16 protein-coding genes, 1 tRNA gene and 1 rRNA gene are annotated in these 17,636 nt (G+C 49.7%); 3 read left to right on the forward strand and 15 right to left on the reverse strand.

Going from position 1 to position 17,636, the window contains the following annotated elements:
• Nucleotides 1-69: 69 nt before the first annotated feature.
• Nucleotides 70-145: transfer RNA gene (locus A9180_RS14940), tRNA-Thr, on the forward strand.
• Between the two features lie 39 nt (nucleotides 146-184).
• A 5S ribosomal RNA gene (rrf, locus tag A9180_RS14945) occupies nucleotides 185-300 on the forward strand.
• 63 nt (nucleotides 301-363) lie between these two features.
• Here rrf and A9180_RS14950 read toward each other — a convergent pair.
• From A9180_RS14950 to acrE, 7 genes are all read right to left on the reverse strand, one after another.
• On the reverse strand, nucleotides 364-1,122 hold the full coding sequence (locus A9180_RS14950; protein WP_064529469.1) for an amino acid ABC transporter ATP-binding protein: 759 nt from the start codon (nucleotides 1,120-1,122) through the stop codon (nucleotides 364-366).
• Between the two features lie 7 nt (nucleotides 1,123-1,129).
• Complete coding sequence (locus tag A9180_RS14955) at nucleotides 1,130-2,233, reverse strand: amino acid ABC transporter permease (RefSeq protein ID WP_064529470.1); 1,104 nt, start codon at nucleotides 2,231-2,233, stop codon at nucleotides 1,130-1,132.
• Between the two features lie 9 nt (nucleotides 2,234-2,242).
• Entirely contained in the window at nucleotides 2,243-3,424 is a 1,182-nt protein-coding gene (locus A9180_RS14960) for an amino acid ABC transporter permease (RefSeq protein ID WP_064529850.1), read from the reverse strand.
• Between the two features lie 67 nt (nucleotides 3,425-3,491).
• Nucleotides 3,492-4,517: an amino acid ABC transporter substrate-binding protein gene (locus A9180_RS14965; RefSeq protein ID WP_064529471.1), complete on the reverse strand. Its 1,026-nt coding sequence runs from the start codon at nucleotides 4,515-4,517 to the stop codon at nucleotides 3,492-3,494.
• A gap of 418 nt (nucleotides 4,518-4,935) precedes the next feature.
• A complete protein-coding gene (locus A9180_RS14975) occupies nucleotides 4,936-5,157 on the reverse strand; it encodes a membrane protein (RefSeq protein WP_000825639.1) in 222 nt (73 codons plus the stop codon).
• Between the two features lie 250 nt (nucleotides 5,158-5,407).
• On the reverse strand, nucleotides 5,408-8,512 hold the full coding sequence (acrF, locus tag A9180_RS14980) for a multidrug efflux RND transporter permease subunit AcrF (RefSeq protein WP_064529473.1): 3,105 nt from the start codon (nucleotides 8,510-8,512) through the stop codon (nucleotides 5,408-5,410).
• Nucleotides 8,513-8,523: 11 nt separating this feature from the next.
• Nucleotides 8,524-9,681 (reverse strand): multidrug efflux RND transporter periplasmic adaptor subunit AcrE, encoded by a 1,158-nt coding sequence (acrE, locus tag A9180_RS14985; protein ID WP_064529474.1) that lies wholly within the window; start codon nucleotides 9,679-9,681, stop codon nucleotides 8,524-8,526.
• Between the two features lie 398 nt (nucleotides 9,682-10,079).
• Between acrE and envR the strand changes: the two genes are divergently transcribed.
• The gene (envR, locus tag A9180_RS14990; protein WP_064529475.1) at nucleotides 10,080-10,742 is read left to right on the forward strand and encodes an acrEF/envCD operon transcriptional regulator; all 663 of its coding nucleotides are present in this window, start codon (nucleotides 10,080-10,082) and stop codon (nucleotides 10,740-10,742) included.
• Between the two features lie 2 nt (nucleotides 10,743-10,744).
• Here the strand turns inward: envR and A9180_RS14995 are convergent, their stop codons facing one another.
• The 8 genes from A9180_RS14995 to accC form a co-directional block, all read right to left on the reverse strand.
• Nucleotides 10,745-10,924, reverse strand: a complete 180-nt coding sequence (locus A9180_RS14995) for a DUF2556 family protein (RefSeq protein ID WP_064529476.1) — start codon at nucleotides 10,922-10,924, stop codon at nucleotides 10,745-10,747.
• Between the two features lie 83 nt (nucleotides 10,925-11,007).
• A complete protein-coding gene (gene yhdJ / locus A9180_RS15000) occupies nucleotides 11,008-11,892 on the reverse strand; it encodes an adenine-specific DNA-methyltransferase (protein ID WP_064529477.1) in 885 nt (294 codons plus the stop codon).
• Nucleotides 11,893-11,976: 84 nt separating this feature from the next.
• A complete protein-coding gene (gene fis / locus A9180_RS15005; protein WP_000462905.1) occupies nucleotides 11,977-12,273 on the reverse strand; it encodes a DNA-binding transcriptional regulator Fis in 297 nt (98 codons plus the stop codon).
• A 25-nt stretch (nucleotides 12,274-12,298) separates the two neighbouring features.
• Nucleotides 12,299-13,264: a tRNA dihydrouridine synthase DusB gene (gene dusB / locus A9180_RS15010; protein ID WP_032345182.1), complete on the reverse strand. Its 966-nt coding sequence runs from the start codon at nucleotides 13,262-13,264 to the stop codon at nucleotides 12,299-12,301.
• Nucleotides 13,265-13,592: 328 nt separating this feature from the next.
• Entirely contained in the window at nucleotides 13,593-14,474 is an 882-nt protein-coding gene (gene prmA / locus A9180_RS15015) for a 50S ribosomal protein L11 methyltransferase (protein WP_064529478.1), read from the reverse strand.
• An 11-nt stretch (nucleotides 14,475-14,485) separates the two neighbouring features.
• Nucleotides 14,486-15,937, reverse strand: a complete 1,452-nt coding sequence (gene panF, locus A9180_RS15020) for a sodium/pantothenate symporter (protein WP_001175714.1) — start codon at nucleotides 15,935-15,937, stop codon at nucleotides 14,486-14,488.
• The gene (locus A9180_RS15025; protein WP_000381171.1) at nucleotides 15,927-16,169 is read right to left on the reverse strand and encodes a YhdT family protein; all 243 of its coding nucleotides are present in this window, start codon (nucleotides 16,167-16,169) and stop codon (nucleotides 15,927-15,929) included. The genes panF and A9180_RS15025 overlap by 11 nt, the downstream gene beginning before the upstream one ends.
• Before the next feature lie 108 nt (nucleotides 16,170-16,277).
• Nucleotides 16,278-17,627 (reverse strand): acetyl-CoA carboxylase biotin carboxylase subunit, encoded by a 1,350-nt coding sequence (gene accC, locus A9180_RS15030; protein WP_000884622.1) that lies wholly within the window; start codon nucleotides 17,625-17,627, stop codon nucleotides 16,278-16,280.
• Nucleotides 17,628-17,636 lie beyond the last annotated feature (9 nt).

The following is a 17,636-nucleotide window of genomic DNA, read 5'->3' on the forward strand; positions in this document are numbered from 1 at the left end:
GTAGCGCCGATGGTAGTGTGGGGTCTCCCCATGCGAGAGTAGGGAACTGCCAGGCATCAAATTTAGCGTGCTGATATGGCTCAGTTGGTAGAGCGCACCCTTGGTAAGGGTGAGGTCCCCAGTTCGACTCTGGGTATCAGCACCACTTTTTAGGTTAAAGTTCGGCAGATTAGAAAAGAATTTGTCTGGCGGCAGTAGCGCGGTGGTCCCACCTGACCCCATGCCGAACTCAGAAGTGAAACGCCGTAGCGCCGATGGTAGTGTGGGGCCTCCCCATGCGAGAGTAGGGAACTGCCAGACATCAAATCAAGCGAAAGGCCATCCGAAAGGATGGCCTTTTTGCGTTTTGAATCTATGTACAACTTAATGGATAACCTGTGATAAAAATGCTCGCGTACGCTCCGATTTAGGATGCGCAAAAAATTCATCCGGTGCAGCTTGCTCCACGATTTCTCCGCGATCCATAAAAATCACTCGATCAGCGACAGTCCGCGCAAATCCCATCTCATGCGTTACGCACAGCATCGTCATACCTGACTGCGCTAGCCCAATCATTGTATCCAGCACTTCTTTTACCATCTCCGGATCGAGCGCCGACGTAGGTTCATCAAACAGCATGATCTTTGGTTTCATGCAGAGTGACCGTGCAATGGCGACGCGTTGCTGCTGGCCGCCGGAGATCTGCCCGGGAAACTTCTGCGCATGTTCGGCAATTCGTACTCGCTCAAGGTAATGCATCGCCAGAGCTTCAGCCTCTTTCTTCGGCATCTTACGCACCCAAATCGGTGCCAGGGTACAGTTCTGTAAAACGGTCAAATGTGGGAAGAGATTGAAATGCTGAAAAACCATTCCCACTTCCTGCCTGACGCGCTCAATATTGCGAATATCTTCGTTAAGCTCGATGCCATCCACCACGATCCGTCCCTGTTGGTGTTCTTCCAGATGATTAATACAGCGAATGGTTGTCGATTTCCCGGAACCGGAAGGACCACACAAAATGATGCGTTCACCGGTTTCCACTGTCAGATTAATATCTTTTAAGACATGGAATTGTCCATACCATTTATTGACGTTTTCCAGCGTAATCATCGCGTTAGCAGGTTGCAGTAAAATTTGGGTCATAGTGTCCTCAATGCGGTGTACGCCCGGTGTTAAAACGTTTTTCCAGATGCTGGCTATAGCGCGACATGCTGAAACAGAAGATCCAGTAGATCAGTGCGGCAAACACATACCCTTCTGTGGACATACCTAGCCAGGCGGGGTCAACGGTTGCCTGCTGAACGCTACTGAAAAGATCGAACAACCCGATGATGATCACCAGACTGGTATCTTTAAAAAGTGCGATGATGGTATTTACCAACCCAGGAATCACCAGCTTCAACGCCTGTGGCAAAATAACCAGCCCCTGGGTTTTCCAGTAACCTAACGCTAGCGACTCTGCCGCTTCGTATTGCCCTTTGGGCAATGCCTGCAATCCGCCTCGCACGACTTCTGCAACATATGCTGACTGAAAGAGGATAACGCCGACCAACGCACGAATCAGTTTGTCGATGCTGGTGCCTTCCGCCATAAAGAGCGGCAGCATGACCGAAGACATAAACAGCACGGTAATCAGCGGTACGCCACGCCAGAATTCGATAAAAATGACTGACAAGATACGCACTATCGGCATATGGGAACGACGGCCTAACGCCAACAGGATCCCCCACGGCAGCGCCCCAGCAATCCCAACAGAGGCGATAATCAACGTTAGTGTCAGCCCGCCCCATTGCCGGGTTTCAACCCGCTCCAGACCAACAAAACCGCCATACATTAGCCACCAGACAATGAGCGGGTAGATAACCGCCCATACCGCAATATAGCGCCCGCGATGCGGGAGTATTTTCCAGAACATTGGCGCAATAGAAACAAGGCCAATCAGTAATGCCAGGTTAATTCGCCAGCGCTGGTCGTGTGGGTAAAGCCCATACATAAACTGACCAAATCGTTCGTGGATGAAGACCCAACAGGCACCAGCTTTTGTGCAGTCGGTACGCGTTGAGCCAACCCAGTTTGCCTGTAAAAAAGCCCAGTTCAGCAGCGGTGGAATCAGTTCCCACATCAGCCACAGGCAGCCAATAGTCAGCAGGCTATTGCTCCAGCTGGAGAACAGATTTTTGCGCACCCACAGCATAGCGCGGCTAGAGTTATGGCTCGCCGGGCGCGGGGGATGAGACAGCAATACTTTTGTCATCATGACTCCTTAGCGTTCAACGATCGCGATACGGCGGTTATAGATATTCATCAGCAGCGAGATAGTCAGGCTGATAATCAGATAGACCGACATGGTCATGGCAATCGTCTCGATGGCTTGCCCAGTCTGGTTTAACACGGTGCCAGCAAACAGCGAAACCATATCTGGATAGCCGATAGCGGCGGCAAGAGAGGAGTTTTTGACGATGTTGAGATACTGGCTGGTAAGTGGTGGAATAATCACCCGCAGCGCTTGTGGAATGATCACCTGGCGTAGCGCAACCGGGTTGGGTAATCCCAGCGAACGCGCCGCTTCGTGCTGACCATAAGGCACCGCCTGAATTCCGGCACGAATAATCTCGGCGATAAATGCAGAGGTATAAACTGAAAGCGCCAACGTTAAGGCTGCCAGCTCAGGGATAAGCACCATCCCGCCGCGGAAGTTAAAGCCTTGTAACGCCGGAACATCCCAGTGTAGTGCCGCGCCAAAAAGCCATTGCGCCAGTAAAGGCAAACCAATGATCAACACAGCGGCGATCGGCCAGGTTCGGCGCAATTGTCCGGTTTTTATCTGGTGCGTTTTATTAAAACGGAATAGTCCAACAGAAATGGCTATAGCAATAACAACAGTCAGGATAAACGCAATAAATCCATCTCCCAGCTGCGGTGATGGAATATAAAGCCCTCGATTGCTCAAAAAGGCGAGATCAAACGCACTCACAGCCTGTCGCGGTCCGGGCAAATTGCGCAACACGGCAAAGTACCAGAAGAAGATTTGCAGTAGCGGGGGAATATTACGGAAGATCTCAATATAAATTGTGGAAAGCTTTCGTAGCAGCCAGTTATCCGAAAGTCGCGCCAGACCGATAAAGAAGCCCAGGACAGAAGCGAATACAATACACAATGCCGAAACCAGTAGCGTATTGAGTAAGCCGACAATAAAAACGCGTCCGTAGGTATCGCCCTGCTGGTAATCGATCAAATGCTGGACGATCCCGAAACCTGCGCCGCGATCCAGAAAGGCAAACCCTGATGTAATGCCGCGATTGTTCAGATTCGTCACGGTGTTGTGAAATAACCAACCAACAATGCCGACGACGACAACAACGGCCAGGATCTGGAATAACCAGGCGCGAACCGTAGGGTTGGTAAAGGAGAGCGATCCTTTAACGGTTGAGCGGCGATGGGGCATATAAACCTCGGAAACCATAACGCTGAAGAGAGCGCCGCCGTAGCGACGCCCGTTACCTCACACCGACTTAACGCACGGGCGGCGCGTACTGAATACCGCCGTTATTCCAGAGATTATTTTGTCCACGTTTAATTTTCAGCGGACTTTCAGAGCCGACATTACGCTCAAAAATTTCCGAGTAGTTACCCACCTGTTTGATGATGTTGTAAGCCCATTTGTTATCCAGCTTCAGATCCTTGCCGTAATCACCCTCTTTACCTAGCAGATGCGCCATATCAGGCGTAGCCGGATTTGCCGCTTTTTCATCAACGTTCTGGGAATTGATACCCATCTCTTCAGCATTCAGCATGGCAAACAGGGTCCAGCGCACAATAGAGAACCATTCATCATCGCCACGACGGACTACCGGACCAAGCGGTTCTTTAGAGATAACTTCTGGCAGGACAATCCATTCGGCAGGATTACTTAATTTGATCCGCAGAGCATACAGTTGCGACTGATCCGAGGCCAGCGTATCGCAGCGGCCAGATTCCAGTGCTTTCGCTGATTCGTCAGAGCGATCGAAGGTTACTGGCGTGTACTTCATATTGTTCGCCTTGAAGTAATCGGCAACGTTGAGTTCGGTATCAGTCCCCGCCTGAATACAGACCGTTGCACCATCCAGCTCTTTCGCGCTTTTTAGCCCCGCTTTATCGTGCGTCAGGAAACCGATGCCATCGTAATAAGTGACGCCAGTAAATGCCATTCCCATTCCTGCGTCGCGGGATGAAGTCCAGGTCGTATTACGGGAGAGCAAATCCACTTCCCCTGACTGTAAAGCGGTGAAGCGTTCTTTTGCGGTGAGTGGGGTATATTTCACTTTCGTGTCGTCGCCAAATACAGCAGCGGCAACACCACGACAAACATCTACATCAATACCTGAAAACTTACCGTCTGCATCGGCATAAGAGAAACCAGGTAATCCGTCACTGATCCCACATTGAACAAACCTTTTATTCTTTACGGCATCAAGTGTCGCGCCAGCATGCGCCTGATTTGCAACGGCAAGCAGCACGCTGGCGGCAGCCAGTGTGGCTATCATCATCTTTTTCATAATGCTTCCTGTGAGGCGAAAATTATCGTTATAGGACGTTTGGGAAACGTCTTTTACCTGTCTGTGGCCATCCTTTTATAAGCAAAAGTAGTGCCAGCTTTTGCGCACGATTCCGCGTCGCAATAAGCTGAGTGTAGACAGGAAATAATAAAAACATCGCCCCGCCATGGTGCGAAAATGAAACATACGCCACATTTTAGCGCAAAATATTTATTCACATTTTACTAAGCAGGATAATGATTGTTAGTGTGAGCATGTTTTTTAAATGAGGTGTGAAATTTAATGGAAGTGTTATTTCAATGGTTCGAAATAAAATGCTAAATTAAAAGGGAATAAGCTATAAGAATATAGTTGTATTTTATCTTACGGAGAGATTTTGTGCCGTTAAACAGGGCGCAGAAGCTCGCGCCCTGTTTAGTTATTTCGACAGTGCGATGATCCCCATCGTCAGGCCCGCGACAGCCGCCGCCCCGCCAGCAATAGCTCCGGCAGTTTCCCAGTTATCCTGAGTTGTACCTTTCATACAGGTATTAGTGTGAACCAGACGGCCCTGATCGTCATAAACCGGAACGCAGGGGGAATCGTGAGCGCAGCCCGCCAGCAATGCGGTGAGCAATGCGACAGGAATTAATCTTTTCATGGTGTTACCTCAGTAATAACGCTACCGCTTAATAAGCTAACTTTCTTATTAACGTGCTGAATGCCATTTTATCACCAGGAGTTATAATTCTTGCGAGATGAATAATGACAAATTATGTGAATTGTAAAAATAATGAAGGGAGAAAGAATGAATGCACTCAATTCAAAACTCAATGAATTATTAACTCATTAATTTTTATAGTTTTAACTGCAAATTAAAAGGCGTCCGAAGACGCCTTTGTGCCTTAATTTTACCCATTGAAGCAACGGCGGATCACCACAAAGAACACGGGGACGAAGAAGATAGCCAGTAATGTTGCGGAAATCATGCCACCCATGACTCCAATCCCTACCGCGTTCTGCGCACCGCTTCCCGCACCATTACTGATAGCCAGCGGTAATACGCCGAGAATAAAGGCGAGAGATGTCATCAGTATAGGACGAAGACGCATACGTACGGCCATCAGCGTCGCTTCAATAACACCTTTCCCCTCTTTCTCCATCAGGTCTTTGGCGAACTCAACAATCAAAATAGCGTTTTTAGCCGATAAGCCAATTGTCGTTAACAAGCCCACCATAAAATAAACGTCATTTTTCTGATTAAAGAGTGTCGCAGCCAGCAGCACGCCGACAATCCCTAACGGCACGACCAACATAACCGAGACAGGAATTGACCAGCTTTCATAGAGCGCCGCAAGACACAGAAAAACGACCACGAATGAAATGGCTACCAGAGCAGGGGCCTGGTTGCCTGACAAGCGTTCTTGATATGACATACCCGTCCAGTCATAACCGATTCCGCTAGGTAGTTGTGAGGCGAGGCTTTCCATTAGCGACATCGCATCGCCGGAACTGGTGCCTGGCGCGGCTTCCCCTTGAATCTCCATGGAAGGTAGACCGTTGTAGCGTTCCAGACGCGGAGAACCATATACCCAATGTGAAGTGGTAAAGGTGGAGAATGGCACCATTTCGCCGTTGGCGCTGCGGACATAAAGTTTATCGACATCTTCTGGCAGCATGCGGAACTTGGCATCCGCCTGAACATATACTTTTTTCACGCGGCCACGGTCGATGAAGTCGTTGACATAAGTCCCGCCCAACGCCGTAGAAATGGTCTGGTTAATGTCAGAAAGCGAAACGCCTAATGCCTGTGCTTTTTCCTGGTCAACTTCAAGTTTGAACTGCGCGGTATCTTCCAGGCCATTAGGGCGCACACTGACTAAGCTTTCAGGATGTTGCGCCGCCATGCCAAGCAACTGGTTGCGAGCATGGGTTAAGGCATCGTGGCCGAGACCCGCCTGATCGATTAACTCAAAGTCGAAACCCGTTGCCGTACCCAGTTCAACAATGGCTGGCATATTGAATGGAATGACAAAACCGTCGCGGATTTTACCCAGCTCCATTTTGGCACGTTGGATTACCGCTTCCGCGCTATTTTCTTCGCCACTGCGCTCTTCCCACGGTTTAAGGCTGACAAAGGCCATCCCGGCGTTTTGCGCCTGACCACTGAAGCTAAACCCATTGACTGTAAAGACACTTTCAACGTTCGCCTTCTCGTTCTTCAGATAGTAATCCGTCACTTCATCCAGTACTTTTTGTGTCCGCTCTTGCGTCGCGCCAGCCGGCAGTTGGATCATGGTCAGGAAGACACCCTGATCTTCTTCCGGCAAGAAAGAAGAAGGGAGGCGTAAAAACAGTACAACCATTCCGGCGACAATCAGCGCATAGATCAGTAAATATCGCCCTGTGGAACCGAGGATTTTGCCAACGCTACTGGTGTAGTGATTAACGCTATGATCGAAAGTGGTGTTAAACCAGCCGAAGAAACCTCCCTTATTTTCGTGATGCTCGGCAGAGACTGGTTTCAGTAATGTTGCACATAACGCGGGGGTGAGAATCAGCGCAACCAGCACTGAAAGCGCCATTGCTGAAACAATAGTGATGGAGAACTGGCGATAAATTGCCCCTGTTGAGCCACCGAAGAATGCCATCGGAATAAATACCGCCGACAGTACCATCGCGATACCTACCAGCGCGTCCTGGATTTGCGACATCGATTTTTCCGTCGCTTCTCTGGGGGGGAGTTTATCCTCCATCATTACGCGCTCGACGTTCTCCACAACGACTATCGCATCATCAACAAGAAGCCCGATGGCAAGCACCATCCCGAACATCGTTAGCGTGTTGATGGAGTAACCAAAAGCGGCGAGTATGGCAAACGTTCCTAACAGAACGACAGGTACAGCAATGGTGGGGATCAATGTAGCCCGCATATTCTGCAAGAACAGATACATCACCAGGAATACCAGGACAATGGCTTCGAACAGCGTTTTCACCACCTCCTGGATAGAAAGCTGGACGAAAGGCGTGGTGTCATAAGGGTAGAGAACCTTCATTCCCTGTGGGAAGAACGGCTGCAATTCTGCCAGTTTGGCCTTAATGGCTTTTGCGGTATCGAGTGCGTTAGCACCCGTTGCCAGTTTAATGCCGAGGCCAGCCGCGGGTTTGCCGTTGATACGGGCGATAACGTTATAGTTTTCACCACCGAGTTCAATCCGTGCGACATCTTTTAGCCGTACCACCGAACCGTCGCTGTTAACGCGTAGGGTGACTTTGCCGAACTCTTCCGGATCTTTTAACCGTGTCTGGGCAATAATCGACGCGTTTAGCTGCTGTCCCGGTAATGCCGGCGTACCGCCTAACTGACCGGCAGCAATTTGGTCGTTCTGCACCTTCAACTGGTTAATGACATCAACCGATGTGAGTTTATATTTGTTCAGCAGATCGGCATCGAGCCAGATACGCATAGCGTACTGAGCGCCGAACAGTTGCACGTCGCCGACGCCATTCAGACGGCTAATGGTATCTTTGACGTTAGAGGCGATGTAGTCAGAAATATCGTCTTGTGTGGTACTTGGGTTATCAGAAACAAATCCAGCCACCATCAAAAAGCTGCTACTCGATTTCTCGACACTAATCCCCTGTTGCTGGACTTCTTGCGGCAGCAACGGTGTGGCGAGTTGAAGTTTGTTTTGCACCTGCACTTGCGCAATGTCTGGGTCGGTCCCTGACTGGAAGGTGAGAGTAATTGTCACGCTACCGGCTGAATCGCTGGTGGAGGACATATACATCAGATTATCGATGCCGTTCATATTCTGTTCGATAACCTGTGTCACCGTATCCTGCACGGTTTGCGCATCAGCGCCCGGATAGTTTGCCGACACAGAAACCGCAGGTGGGGCAATGGTTGGATACTGGGCGACGGGCAATTGTAGGATCGCCAGTACGCCCGCCATCATCAGAATAATGGCCAGCACCCATGCAAATATTGGTCGTCGAATAAAAAAGTTTGCCATATCAGATTGCCTTACTTCGACGCAGTATCTGCGGGGGTATCGGTAGTGGCTTTAACCTGCTCTCCCGGACGCGCTTTTTGCAGGCCGCTGACAATGACCTGATCACCCGCTTTAAGCCCTTCGCTAATCAGCCATTTATCGCCAATGGCCTGGCTGGCGACAACAGGACGTGCCTCAACCTGGCTTTTATCATTAACAATCAGCACGGTAGCGTCACCACGCGGTGTACGGCTAACGCCTTGTTGCGGGATAAGAATGGCGTCAGGTTGTACACCTTCATCAATCCGTGCGCGCACAAACATACCTGGCAGAAGCGTGTGTTGCGGGTTAGGGAAAACTGCGCGCAGGGTAATGGAACCGGTGCTTTCATCAACGGTCACATCAGAGAATTGCAGAGTGCCTTTCAGGGGATAGGTTTGACCGTTTTCCATGACCAGCTCTACGTTGCTGGCGGCGTTTTCCTTATGCAAACTACCTTGCTCTACGGACTGCTTCAGTCTCATGAAGTCGTTGCTGGATTGGGTCACATCGACATAGATAGGATCGAGTTGCTGGACAGTCGCCAGTTCGGTCGTTTGCCCGTTAGTGACGAGAGCACCTTCGGTCACCGAAGATTTGCCGATACGTCCGCTAATTGGCGCAGTCACTTTGGTATAAGCGAGATTGATGCGGGCGCTTTCGACTGTGGCTTTTGCGGCTATGACGGTAGCATCGGCCTGACGAGCATCGGCAATGGCCTGGTCGTATTCCTGCTGGCTGATGTATTTCGTACCCACAAGCGGAACATAACGTTTTACCGTCAAATGCGCGATGGAAGCGGCAGCTTCGCTTTTCGCCAGTTCGCCTTTCGCGCTGTCATAACTTGCTTGATAGGTCGCTGGATCGATCTGGTACAGGGACTGGCCTGCCTGCACATCGCTGCCTTCAGTGAAATTACGATTCAGTACGATCCCGCTAACCTGCGGGCGAACTTCGGCAATACGGAAAGCATTAGTACGGCCTGGTAATTCAGTTTTAACTTCTAACGGAGCCGTATTCACAACATGAACGGTAACCTGCGGTTCACCGACGTGAGCTTTCTCTTCTCCCTTATCGTTACAGCCCGCAATTAACGCTGCGGAGATCATGATAAAGGAGGGCAGGAGGAAAAACCTGGCATGTTTTGTCATTACTATTCCTCAAAAAACCAAAAGCGCGTTATTAGCCTGAAAAAGGCAACGCGTTAACTCGCAGAAATAAAAATACAGTTCTCTATCCTACAAATTATCGTCCGGTGATGTAAGGAATAGTTATGAATACTGGCGTTCCAGGGCACATAAACACAAAAAAAGATTAATATTCTAATGTTTTGTTTTGCCGTTAATTGAAATGAGATGAATTACTTTCACTTAAAATGAAATATATATTTGTTAAATGAATGCATTATAGCTAAATGATAAGTTTGAGCTATTTGATGATTTATGACAGACAAATTTAGCCTCTCGTATAAATACGCATTAGGTGATAGATTACCCTTCGCTATTTTCTCACTCCGTGTCGAATATATTTATTTCCTGAATAATTAACAATGGCAAAAAGAACTAAAGCCGAAGCTCTGAAGACCCGGCAAGAACTGATTGAAACCGCCATCGCCCAGTTTGCGCAGCATGGCGTAAGCAAGACGACGCTCAATGACATCGCCGACGCCGCTAACGTCACGCGTGGCGCTATCTACTGGCACTTCGAAAACAAGACCCAACTGTTTAATGAGATGTGGTTGCAACAGCCATCATTGCGGGAGTTAATCCAGGAGCGACTGGCTGCAGGGCCAGGCCATAGCCCGTACCAGCAATTGCGTGAAAAACTGATTGTTGGCTTGCAATATATTGCCGAAATTCCCCGCCAACAGGCATTACTGCAAATCTTATATCACAAATGTGAATTTAGTGATGAAATGCTGGCCGAGGCAGTAATACGTGAAAAGATGGGCTTTAATCCACAGATTCTGCGCGAAGTATTGCAAGCATGTCAGCAACAAGGTTGTGTAGCAAATAACCTCGATTTAGATGTTGTGATGATTATTATTGATGGCGCCTTCAGCGGTATTGTTCAAAACTGGTTAATGAATATGGCGGGTTACGATCTTTATAAACAAGCACCCGCATTAGTCGATAATGTATTAAGAATGTTTATCCCAGATGAAAACATAACGAAATTAATTCATAAAACAAATGAATTAGATATCGTATAAAGTTACATCCTATTGTAAAAATCCAGCTCGTCACAGTTAACCAGTTTTAGCGGATTAACCGAGTTCATATTGCGACATTTGTCTGTTTCTGTTGCCAGCAGTTCAATCCACTGCATCAGTAAGGTATCAAGCAGAAAAACGGAGACAGCGAAAACGACGAGCCACCAATACTTGCGAATCATTACCTGAGCCTGTGCATGTTTAACCAAGTCTGGCAGGAAATATACACGAAATGAATAATCTGAAAACCAGGCTTACACTTCCTTTACTTTGCAATGAGATCGGGGTCAACTTCGCTTAACCGGCTTCGTTTTGACAGGTTGCCGGTTTTTCTTTTTTTCACTTTCGCCAGCTCTTCCATGGAGTAATGTGACGCGACATCCAGCCGGCGTAGTCCTATCTTGATGTACTCGCTGTTAATCTCAATGCCAATGAATTTTCGCCCGGTCGCGACGGCGACGGCACCGGTGGTGAAGCTACCAGCAAACGGATCGAGAATGACATCGCCAGGGTTAGAAGAGGCGAGAATAATGCGCTTCAGTAAAGCTTCAGGCTTTTGCGTCGGATGGTTTTCATATTCATCCATCAAATAACGTACGCGTGGAAAATCCCAGACGTTACCTGGTACTTTTTGATGATTGTAAGGCTGCGGGGGATTTTTGCGGTAATCGATCAACGCGCGCTGCGATCCGGTTTTAGCCTCTACCAGAATAGCGTCGCTGTTGAATGTGTAGTTTCTGGCATCTTTCACCATCATCAGGATGGGTTCATACATGGAACCGTAGTGTTTCTTTGCCTGTACTCCGGAACTGTCATATGACCAGACGATGCGGCTTTTGATGGTAAAAAGCTTGCGGCACTGGAGATCGATAAAGGGCATGTTTTCCGTGCTGTTCATGATGTACATGCTGCCCTGTTTTTTCAGAACGCGGTGGCACTCTGTAATCACTTCAAATAGCCAGTTAATAAACAGATCTTCTTTCCACGCTTCGATCAGGCCATCGAAATTTTTGCCGATGTTATAAGGCGGGTCGGCAAAAATTAGATCGACACTTTCTGCGGGTATCTTTTTAAGTTCAGCTAATGCATCACCATGGATAATGGTCTTTGTATTGTCGCCAAACCTGGTGGGTTCACATCCTGTTCTCATGGTCACTCCCTTTGTGACACCTATAAAAAAGGCGCTTCCCCATGCCGAGTAGCGCCTTTTAATCAAGCAATTAGCTAACCTGAATTAGTTCATGCCGTACTTTTTCAATTTTTTACGCAGCGTACCACGGTTGATGCCCATCATCAGCGCAGCACGGGTCTGGTTACCACGGGTGTATTGCATCACCATGTCCAACAGGGGCTGTTCTACTTCAGCCAGTACCAGCTCATAGAGGTCATTAACATCCTGACCGTTCAGTTGAGCAAAATAGTTCTTCAGTGCCTGTTTAACCGAGTCACGCAGGGGTTTTTGGGTTACCTGATCCTGAGAGTTAACGGTAGAAACGGTCAGTACGTCAGAATTTACGCGTTGTTCGAACATAGTTCTGTCAGCTCTTTATTTCTGTTTACGCAAAATTTTCGAAGTATGCCTCCAACGCCTCCAGCTGTTCGCTGGTATCCTCAATGGCGTTGAATGTGCGCCGAAACTGGTCATTTGGAGCGTGTTCCTGGAGATACCAGGAAACGTGTTTACGTGCAATTCGGTACCCTTTTGCCGGACCATAAAAGTCATGCAGTTCCCGAACGTGCGCGCAAAGCAAGCGCTTAACCTCTGCCAAAGGCAGCGGGGGCAGCAACTCCCCAGTGTCCAGATAATGCTGGATTTCCCGAAAGATCCAGGGTCTTCCCTGAGCTGCGCGGCCTATCATCAGAGCATCCGCCCCTGTATAGTCGAGCACAGCTCTGGCTTTAAGCGGGTCAGTAATGTCGCCATTCGCGATAACCGGAATGGAAACTTTCTGCTTAACTGCCCGAATACTGTCGTATTCAGCTTCTCCATTGAACAAACAGGCGCGTGTACGGCCATGAATGGTCAGAGCCTGAATGCCACAGTCTTCAGCCAGTTGGGCAATCTCTTCGCAGTTACGATGTTCCGGCGCCCAACCAGTGCGAATCTTCAGGGTGACAGGAACGTCCACTGCATTGACGACCTCGGTAAGGATCGATTTAACGACATCCGGGTACTGCAAGAGGGCTGAACCTGCGAGCTTGCGATTCACTTTTTTAGCCGGGCAACCCATATTGATATCAATAATCTGGGCACCGCTTTCCACGTTAATACGTGCTGCATCCGCCATTTCTTTCGGATCGCTACCGGCAATTTGCACGGTGCGAATACCGGGTTCATCAATGTGCACCATCCGTAAACGAGATTTGTCGCTTTCCCAAACCTGTGGGTTAGAAGACATCATCTCGGATACTGTCAATCCGGCTCCCATCTCGTAGCACAACGTCCGAAAAGGTCTGTCTGTAATGCCAGCCATGGGCGCTGCGATCAGGCGATTTCTGAGCTGATATTGTCCGATGCGCATGAGTTAAGAAATGACCATACTGTGACTGCAAGGCGGCGTATATTACGCATTTTTTGCACGAGATGAAAGGCCAAACTTTGACCAATCCTCTGAGATGGATCAAAGAATTGCATTTAAAATGAACTCAGAGGAATAATTAATCATAAAAATCATCACATTAGAAATAACTGATTAAAATTCGCACTCAAAGAAATTTGAGTAAGTTCTCAATTTTTCTTTATGAATGAAAATTTTGGCACGCAAATTTGCCTAAATAATCAGCAAAATTACGTGCCTTTTGTGACGTTGCTCGCAGTTTACTCTACATCACTATGCCGCATTCTGGCGGTTAATTCTTACGACCAGTAATGCGACACCACTCTTCTTTTTCCACGACCGGGTCCAGAACGAAGCAATCCGCGTAAGCTTCGCAGACGCTCTCTGCCTGGCTTGCAAGAATGCCAGAGAGGCCCAGCAAACCGCCTGAAACCGGCAGGACGCTGATTAACGGTGCCAGTTCACGTAATGGGCCTGCCAGGATATTAGCGACCACCACGTCGGCTTTCATCGCTTCTGGCTGATCTTTGGGTAAGTAGAGTTCCAGACGGTCAGAAACGCCATTACGTTCGGCGTTGTCGCGGCTGGCCTGAATCGCCTGCGGATCGATATCAATACCAATCGCTTTTGCTGCGCCCAGTTTCAGTGCTGCGATAGCCAGAATGCCGGAACCACAGCCAAAGTCGATCACCGTTTTACCGGTTAAATCGAGGCTATCGAGCCATTGCAGGCACAAAGAAGTGGTTGGATGGGTACCCGTACCAAACGCCAGGCCTGGGTCTAACATCACGTTGACGGCGTTTTCGTCTGGCACATCACGCCAGCTTGGGCAGATCCACAGACGTTCACCAAAGCGCATTGGGTGGAAATTATCCATCCATTCGCGCTCCCAGTCTTTGTCTTCCAGTTGTTCGATTTTATGTGCGAAGCCTGCGCCGAGCAGCGGATGATTCTCCAGAATCGCCACGACTTCATTCATGTCGGTTTCAGCATCGAACAGACCAATCACATCGGTGTCGCCCCACAGGCGCGTTTCGCCCGGCAGAGGCTCAAACACCGGCGTATCGTGGGTATCCTGAAAAGTAATGGACACGGCACCCGCTTCCATCAGCGCATCGCTAAGATCTTCTGCGTTCGCGCCGGTGGTGTTCAGTTTCAGTTGGATCCAAGGCATGGCAAAACTCTTTATTTATCAGTAGTCAAAACGGTAGCTTGCGGGACGGAAGTACCGAAACGGTTTCCGACCAGGAAAGCCAGCAAACTTAGCAGTAACGAGGGCACGATAGGGTGGAAGCCCAGGTACTGAATATTCAGGGTCGCAAGTACTGCATACAGCACACCGCCAACGATCATTGCACTCAGCGCACCTTTGGCGTTGGCGCGTTCCCAGTAAAGACCCAGCACCAGCGGCCACAGGAAGACAGCCTCCAGCCCACCGAAGGCCAACAAATTTAGCCAGATGATCATTTCTGGCGGCTTCCAGGCAGCAAGCAGCAGTAACGCGCCGAGGACCAACGTGATCACTGCCGACATCCGCTTCAGACGCGTCTCGTTTTGCATTTGATCCGGACGAATATTCAGATAGAGATCTTTAATGATCGTAGCGGAACTTTGCAGCAATTGGGCGTTGATCGTCGACATGATCGCGGCCATCGGTGCAGCAAGGAAGATCCCGGCAGCAAACGGTGGCAGCACTTTTACCATCAATGTCGGGATCACCAAATCCGGTACGGTAAGATCGGGGATCACCGCCCGACCTAAGGCTCCGGCCAGGTGCATACCGAACATCAGGATTGCGACTACAATCGTCCCGATGATGATCCCCCGATGTACTGCTTTGCTGTCTTTATAAGAAATACAGCGCACCGCGGTATGCGGCAGGCCAATAACACCAAAGCACACCAGCACCCAGAATGAGGTCATAAAGGCAGGCGACAGAATATCGTCAGCGCCTTGTGGTGTTACCAGTTGCGGATCGATAGTTTGTAGCGTCTCTACCGCATTGCTTAAACCGCCTGCGGCATGCACCACGCCAATAAGCAGCACAATGGTGCCAATCAGCATCACCAGTCCTTGCATAGTGTCGTTCAGTACACTGGCGCGAAAGCCGCCAAAGGCGGTATACAACGCAATACTAATACCGAAAATCAGCAGGCCGGTTTCATAAGGAATACCCGCAGCGGTTTCCAGCAGACGCGCACCGCCGATAAACTGCACTGTCATCGCACCAACGAACGCGACCAGCAAACTCAGGCTCGCCAGCCATACCAGTAGACGGCTCTGGTAGCGGGCAAACAGCATGTCGTTCAGTGTTACCGCATTGTAGCGGCGCGCGAGAATCGCGAACTTCTTGCCGAGAATACCGAGCGAAAGCCAGACTGCAGGTAGCTGGATCATCGCCAGTAATACCCAGCCCAGCCCGTATTTATAAGCAGCACCTGGCCCGCCGATAAACGAACTGGCGCTGATATAGGTCGCGGTGAGCGTCATCGCCAGCACGATGCCGCCCATGGAGCGGCTGCCGAGGAAATACTCATTGAGGAAGGTGCCTGTGCTCCGTTTACGCATCGCGTAAACCGAAATTCCGAACACCACCACCAGATAGGCGACCAGCGGTAGAATCACTTCAAGCTGCATCGTCATCCTCCAGTGGGATATCGCGATAGATAAATTTCACCATCGCCCAGCACAGTCCAATAAATAGCAGCGGCGTCAGGATGCAGGCCATCTCAAACCAGCGCGGAAAGCCGGTAAAACCGGGGGTCACGCCTGGTAAGTAAGCGGCTACTAACCATACCGCCAGATACAAAAGGGTCAGCCCCAGCGCCCAGCGCGCCTCTTTATGGGCCTGAACAAAACGAGTGTCCATTTTTTGTCCCTGATGGGTGAAGAAAGCGGGGATTGTACCTTATGGGGCTTGTCGATCCCCAGAAATAAAAAAGGCCGGAAATTCCGGCCTTTTGACGCTTTTGCTGTCTTATTTTTCCTGAAGACCGAGTTTTTTCTCCAGATAGTGGATGTTAGTTCCACCATGCTGGAAGTTCTCGTCGTTCATGATACGGATCTGCAGATCAACGTTGGTTTTAATACCGTCGATGATCAGCTCTTGCAATGCATTCTTCATGCGCGCAATCGCCACGTCGCGGTTTTCACCGTAGCAAATCAGTTTACCGATCATTGAGTCATAGTACGGCGGCACGGTGTATCCCGCGTAGATATGAGACTCCCAACGCACACCAAAACCGCCTGGCGCGTGGAAACGGGTGATTTTGCCCGGGCTTGGCAAGAAGGTATTCGGATCTTCGGCGTTGATACGGCATTCCACCGCATGGCCGCGAACGTGAACTTCTTCTTGCTTGATAGACAGCGGCTGACCGGCAGCGATACGCAGCTGTTCTTTGATCAGGTCAACACCGGTGATCATTTCAGTAACCGGGTGCTCTACCTGAATACGGGTGTTCATTTCGATGAAATAGAACTCGCCGTTTTCGAACAGGAACTCAAACGTACCAGCACCGCGATAGCCGATATCAACACACGCTTTAGCACAACGTTCGCCGATGTAGCGGCGCAGTTCCGGGGTAATGCCCGGTGCCGGTGCTTCTTCGACCACTTTCTGGTGACGACGCTGCATGGAGCAGTCACGTTCCGCCAGATAGATTGCGTTGCCCTGGCCATCAGCCAGTACCTGGATCTCGACGTGGCGAGGATTTTCCAGGTATTTCTCCATGTAAACCATATCGTTGCTGAAAGCAGCTTTCGCTTCCGCACGAGTCATGGAGATAGATTGTGCCAGTTCAGCGTCGCCGCGTACTACGCGCATACCACGACCGCCGCCGCCGCCGGAGGCTTTGATAATCACCGGGTAACCAATGCGTTTAGCAATGGCACGGTTTTTATCCATATCGTCGCCCAGCGGGCCGTCAGAACCCGGTACGCAAGGAACGCCTGCTTTTTTCATCGCGGCGATTGCCGACACTTTGTCGCCCATCAGGCGAATGGTGTCGGCTTTCGGGCCGATGAAGATAAAGCCGGAGCGTTCAACCTGCTCGGCAAAGTTGGCGTTCTCGGAGAGGAAGCCGTAACCCGGATGGATTGCTACTGCGCCGGTGATTTCAGCGGCGCTGATGATTGCCGGGATGTTCAGATAACTTTTTACTGACGGAGCAGGGCCGATACAGACCGTTTCATCTGCCAGTAATACGTGTTTTAGATCGCGATCCGCGCTGGAGTGCACAGCGACAGTCTTGATGCCCAGTTCTTTACAGGCACGAAGAATACGCAATGCAATCTCGCCGCGGTTGGCAATAACAATTTTATCCAGCATGTTCGCCTC

The sequence above is a fragment of the Escherichia sp. B1147 genome, assembly GCF_001660175.1.
GTDB lineage: Bacteria > Pseudomonadota > Gammaproteobacteria > Enterobacterales > Enterobacteriaceae > Escherichia > Escherichia whittamii.

Excerpts from the sequence above, each read along its gene's own strand:
- A9180_RS14950 (WP_064529469.1), bottom strand. The coding sequence starts at position 1,122 with ATGACCCAAATTTTACTGCAACCTGCTAACGCGATGATTACGCTGGAA.
- A9180_RS14955 (WP_064529470.1), bottom strand. The coding sequence starts at position 2,233 with ATGACAAAAGTATTGCTGTCTCATCCCCCGCGCCCGGCGAGCCATAAC.
- A9180_RS14960 (WP_064529850.1), bottom strand. The coding sequence starts at position 3,424 with ATGCCCCATCGCCGCTCAACCGTTAAAGGATCGCTCTCCTTTACCAAC.
- A9180_RS14965 (WP_064529471.1), bottom strand. The coding sequence starts at position 4,517 with ATGAAAAAGATGATGATAGCCACACTGGCTGCCGCCAGCGTGCTGCTT.
- A9180_RS14975 (WP_000825639.1), bottom strand. The coding sequence starts at position 5,157 with ATGAAAAGATTAATTCCTGTCGCATTGCTCACCGCATTGCTGGCGGGC.
- acrF (WP_064529473.1), bottom strand. The coding sequence starts at position 8,512 with ATGGCAAACTTTTTTATTCGACGACCAATATTTGCATGGGTGCTGGCC.
- acrE (WP_064529474.1), bottom strand. The coding sequence starts at position 9,681 with ATGACAAAACATGCCAGGTTTTTCCTCCTGCCCTCCTTTATCATGATC.
- envR (WP_064529475.1), top strand. The coding sequence starts at position 10,080 with ATGGCAAAAAGAACTAAAGCCGAAGCTCTGAAGACCCGGCAAGAACTG.
- A9180_RS14995 (WP_064529476.1), bottom strand. The coding sequence starts at position 10,924 with ATGATTCGCAAGTATTGGTGGCTCGTCGTTTTCGCTGTCTCCGTTTTT.
- yhdJ (WP_064529477.1), bottom strand. The coding sequence starts at position 11,892 with ATGAGAACAGGATGTGAACCCACCAGGTTTGGCGACAATACAAAGACC.
- fis (WP_000462905.1), bottom strand. The coding sequence starts at position 12,273 with ATGTTCGAACAACGCGTAAATTCTGACGTACTGACCGTTTCTACCGTT.
- dusB (WP_032345182.1), bottom strand. The coding sequence starts at position 13,264 with ATGCGCATCGGACAATATCAGCTCAGAAATCGCCTGATCGCAGCGCCC.
- prmA (WP_064529478.1), bottom strand. The coding sequence starts at position 14,474 with ATGCCTTGGATCCAACTGAAACTGAACACCACCGGCGCGAACGCAGAA.
- panF (WP_001175714.1), bottom strand. The coding sequence starts at position 15,937 with ATGCAGCTTGAAGTGATTCTACCGCTGGTCGCCTATCTGGTGGTGGTG.
- A9180_RS15025 (WP_000381171.1), bottom strand. The coding sequence starts at position 16,169 with ATGGACACTCGTTTTGTTCAGGCCCATAAAGAGGCGCGCTGGGCGCTG.
- accC (WP_000884622.1), bottom strand. The coding sequence starts at position 17,627 with ATGCTGGATAAAATTGTTATTGCCAACCGCGGCGAGATTGCATTGCGT.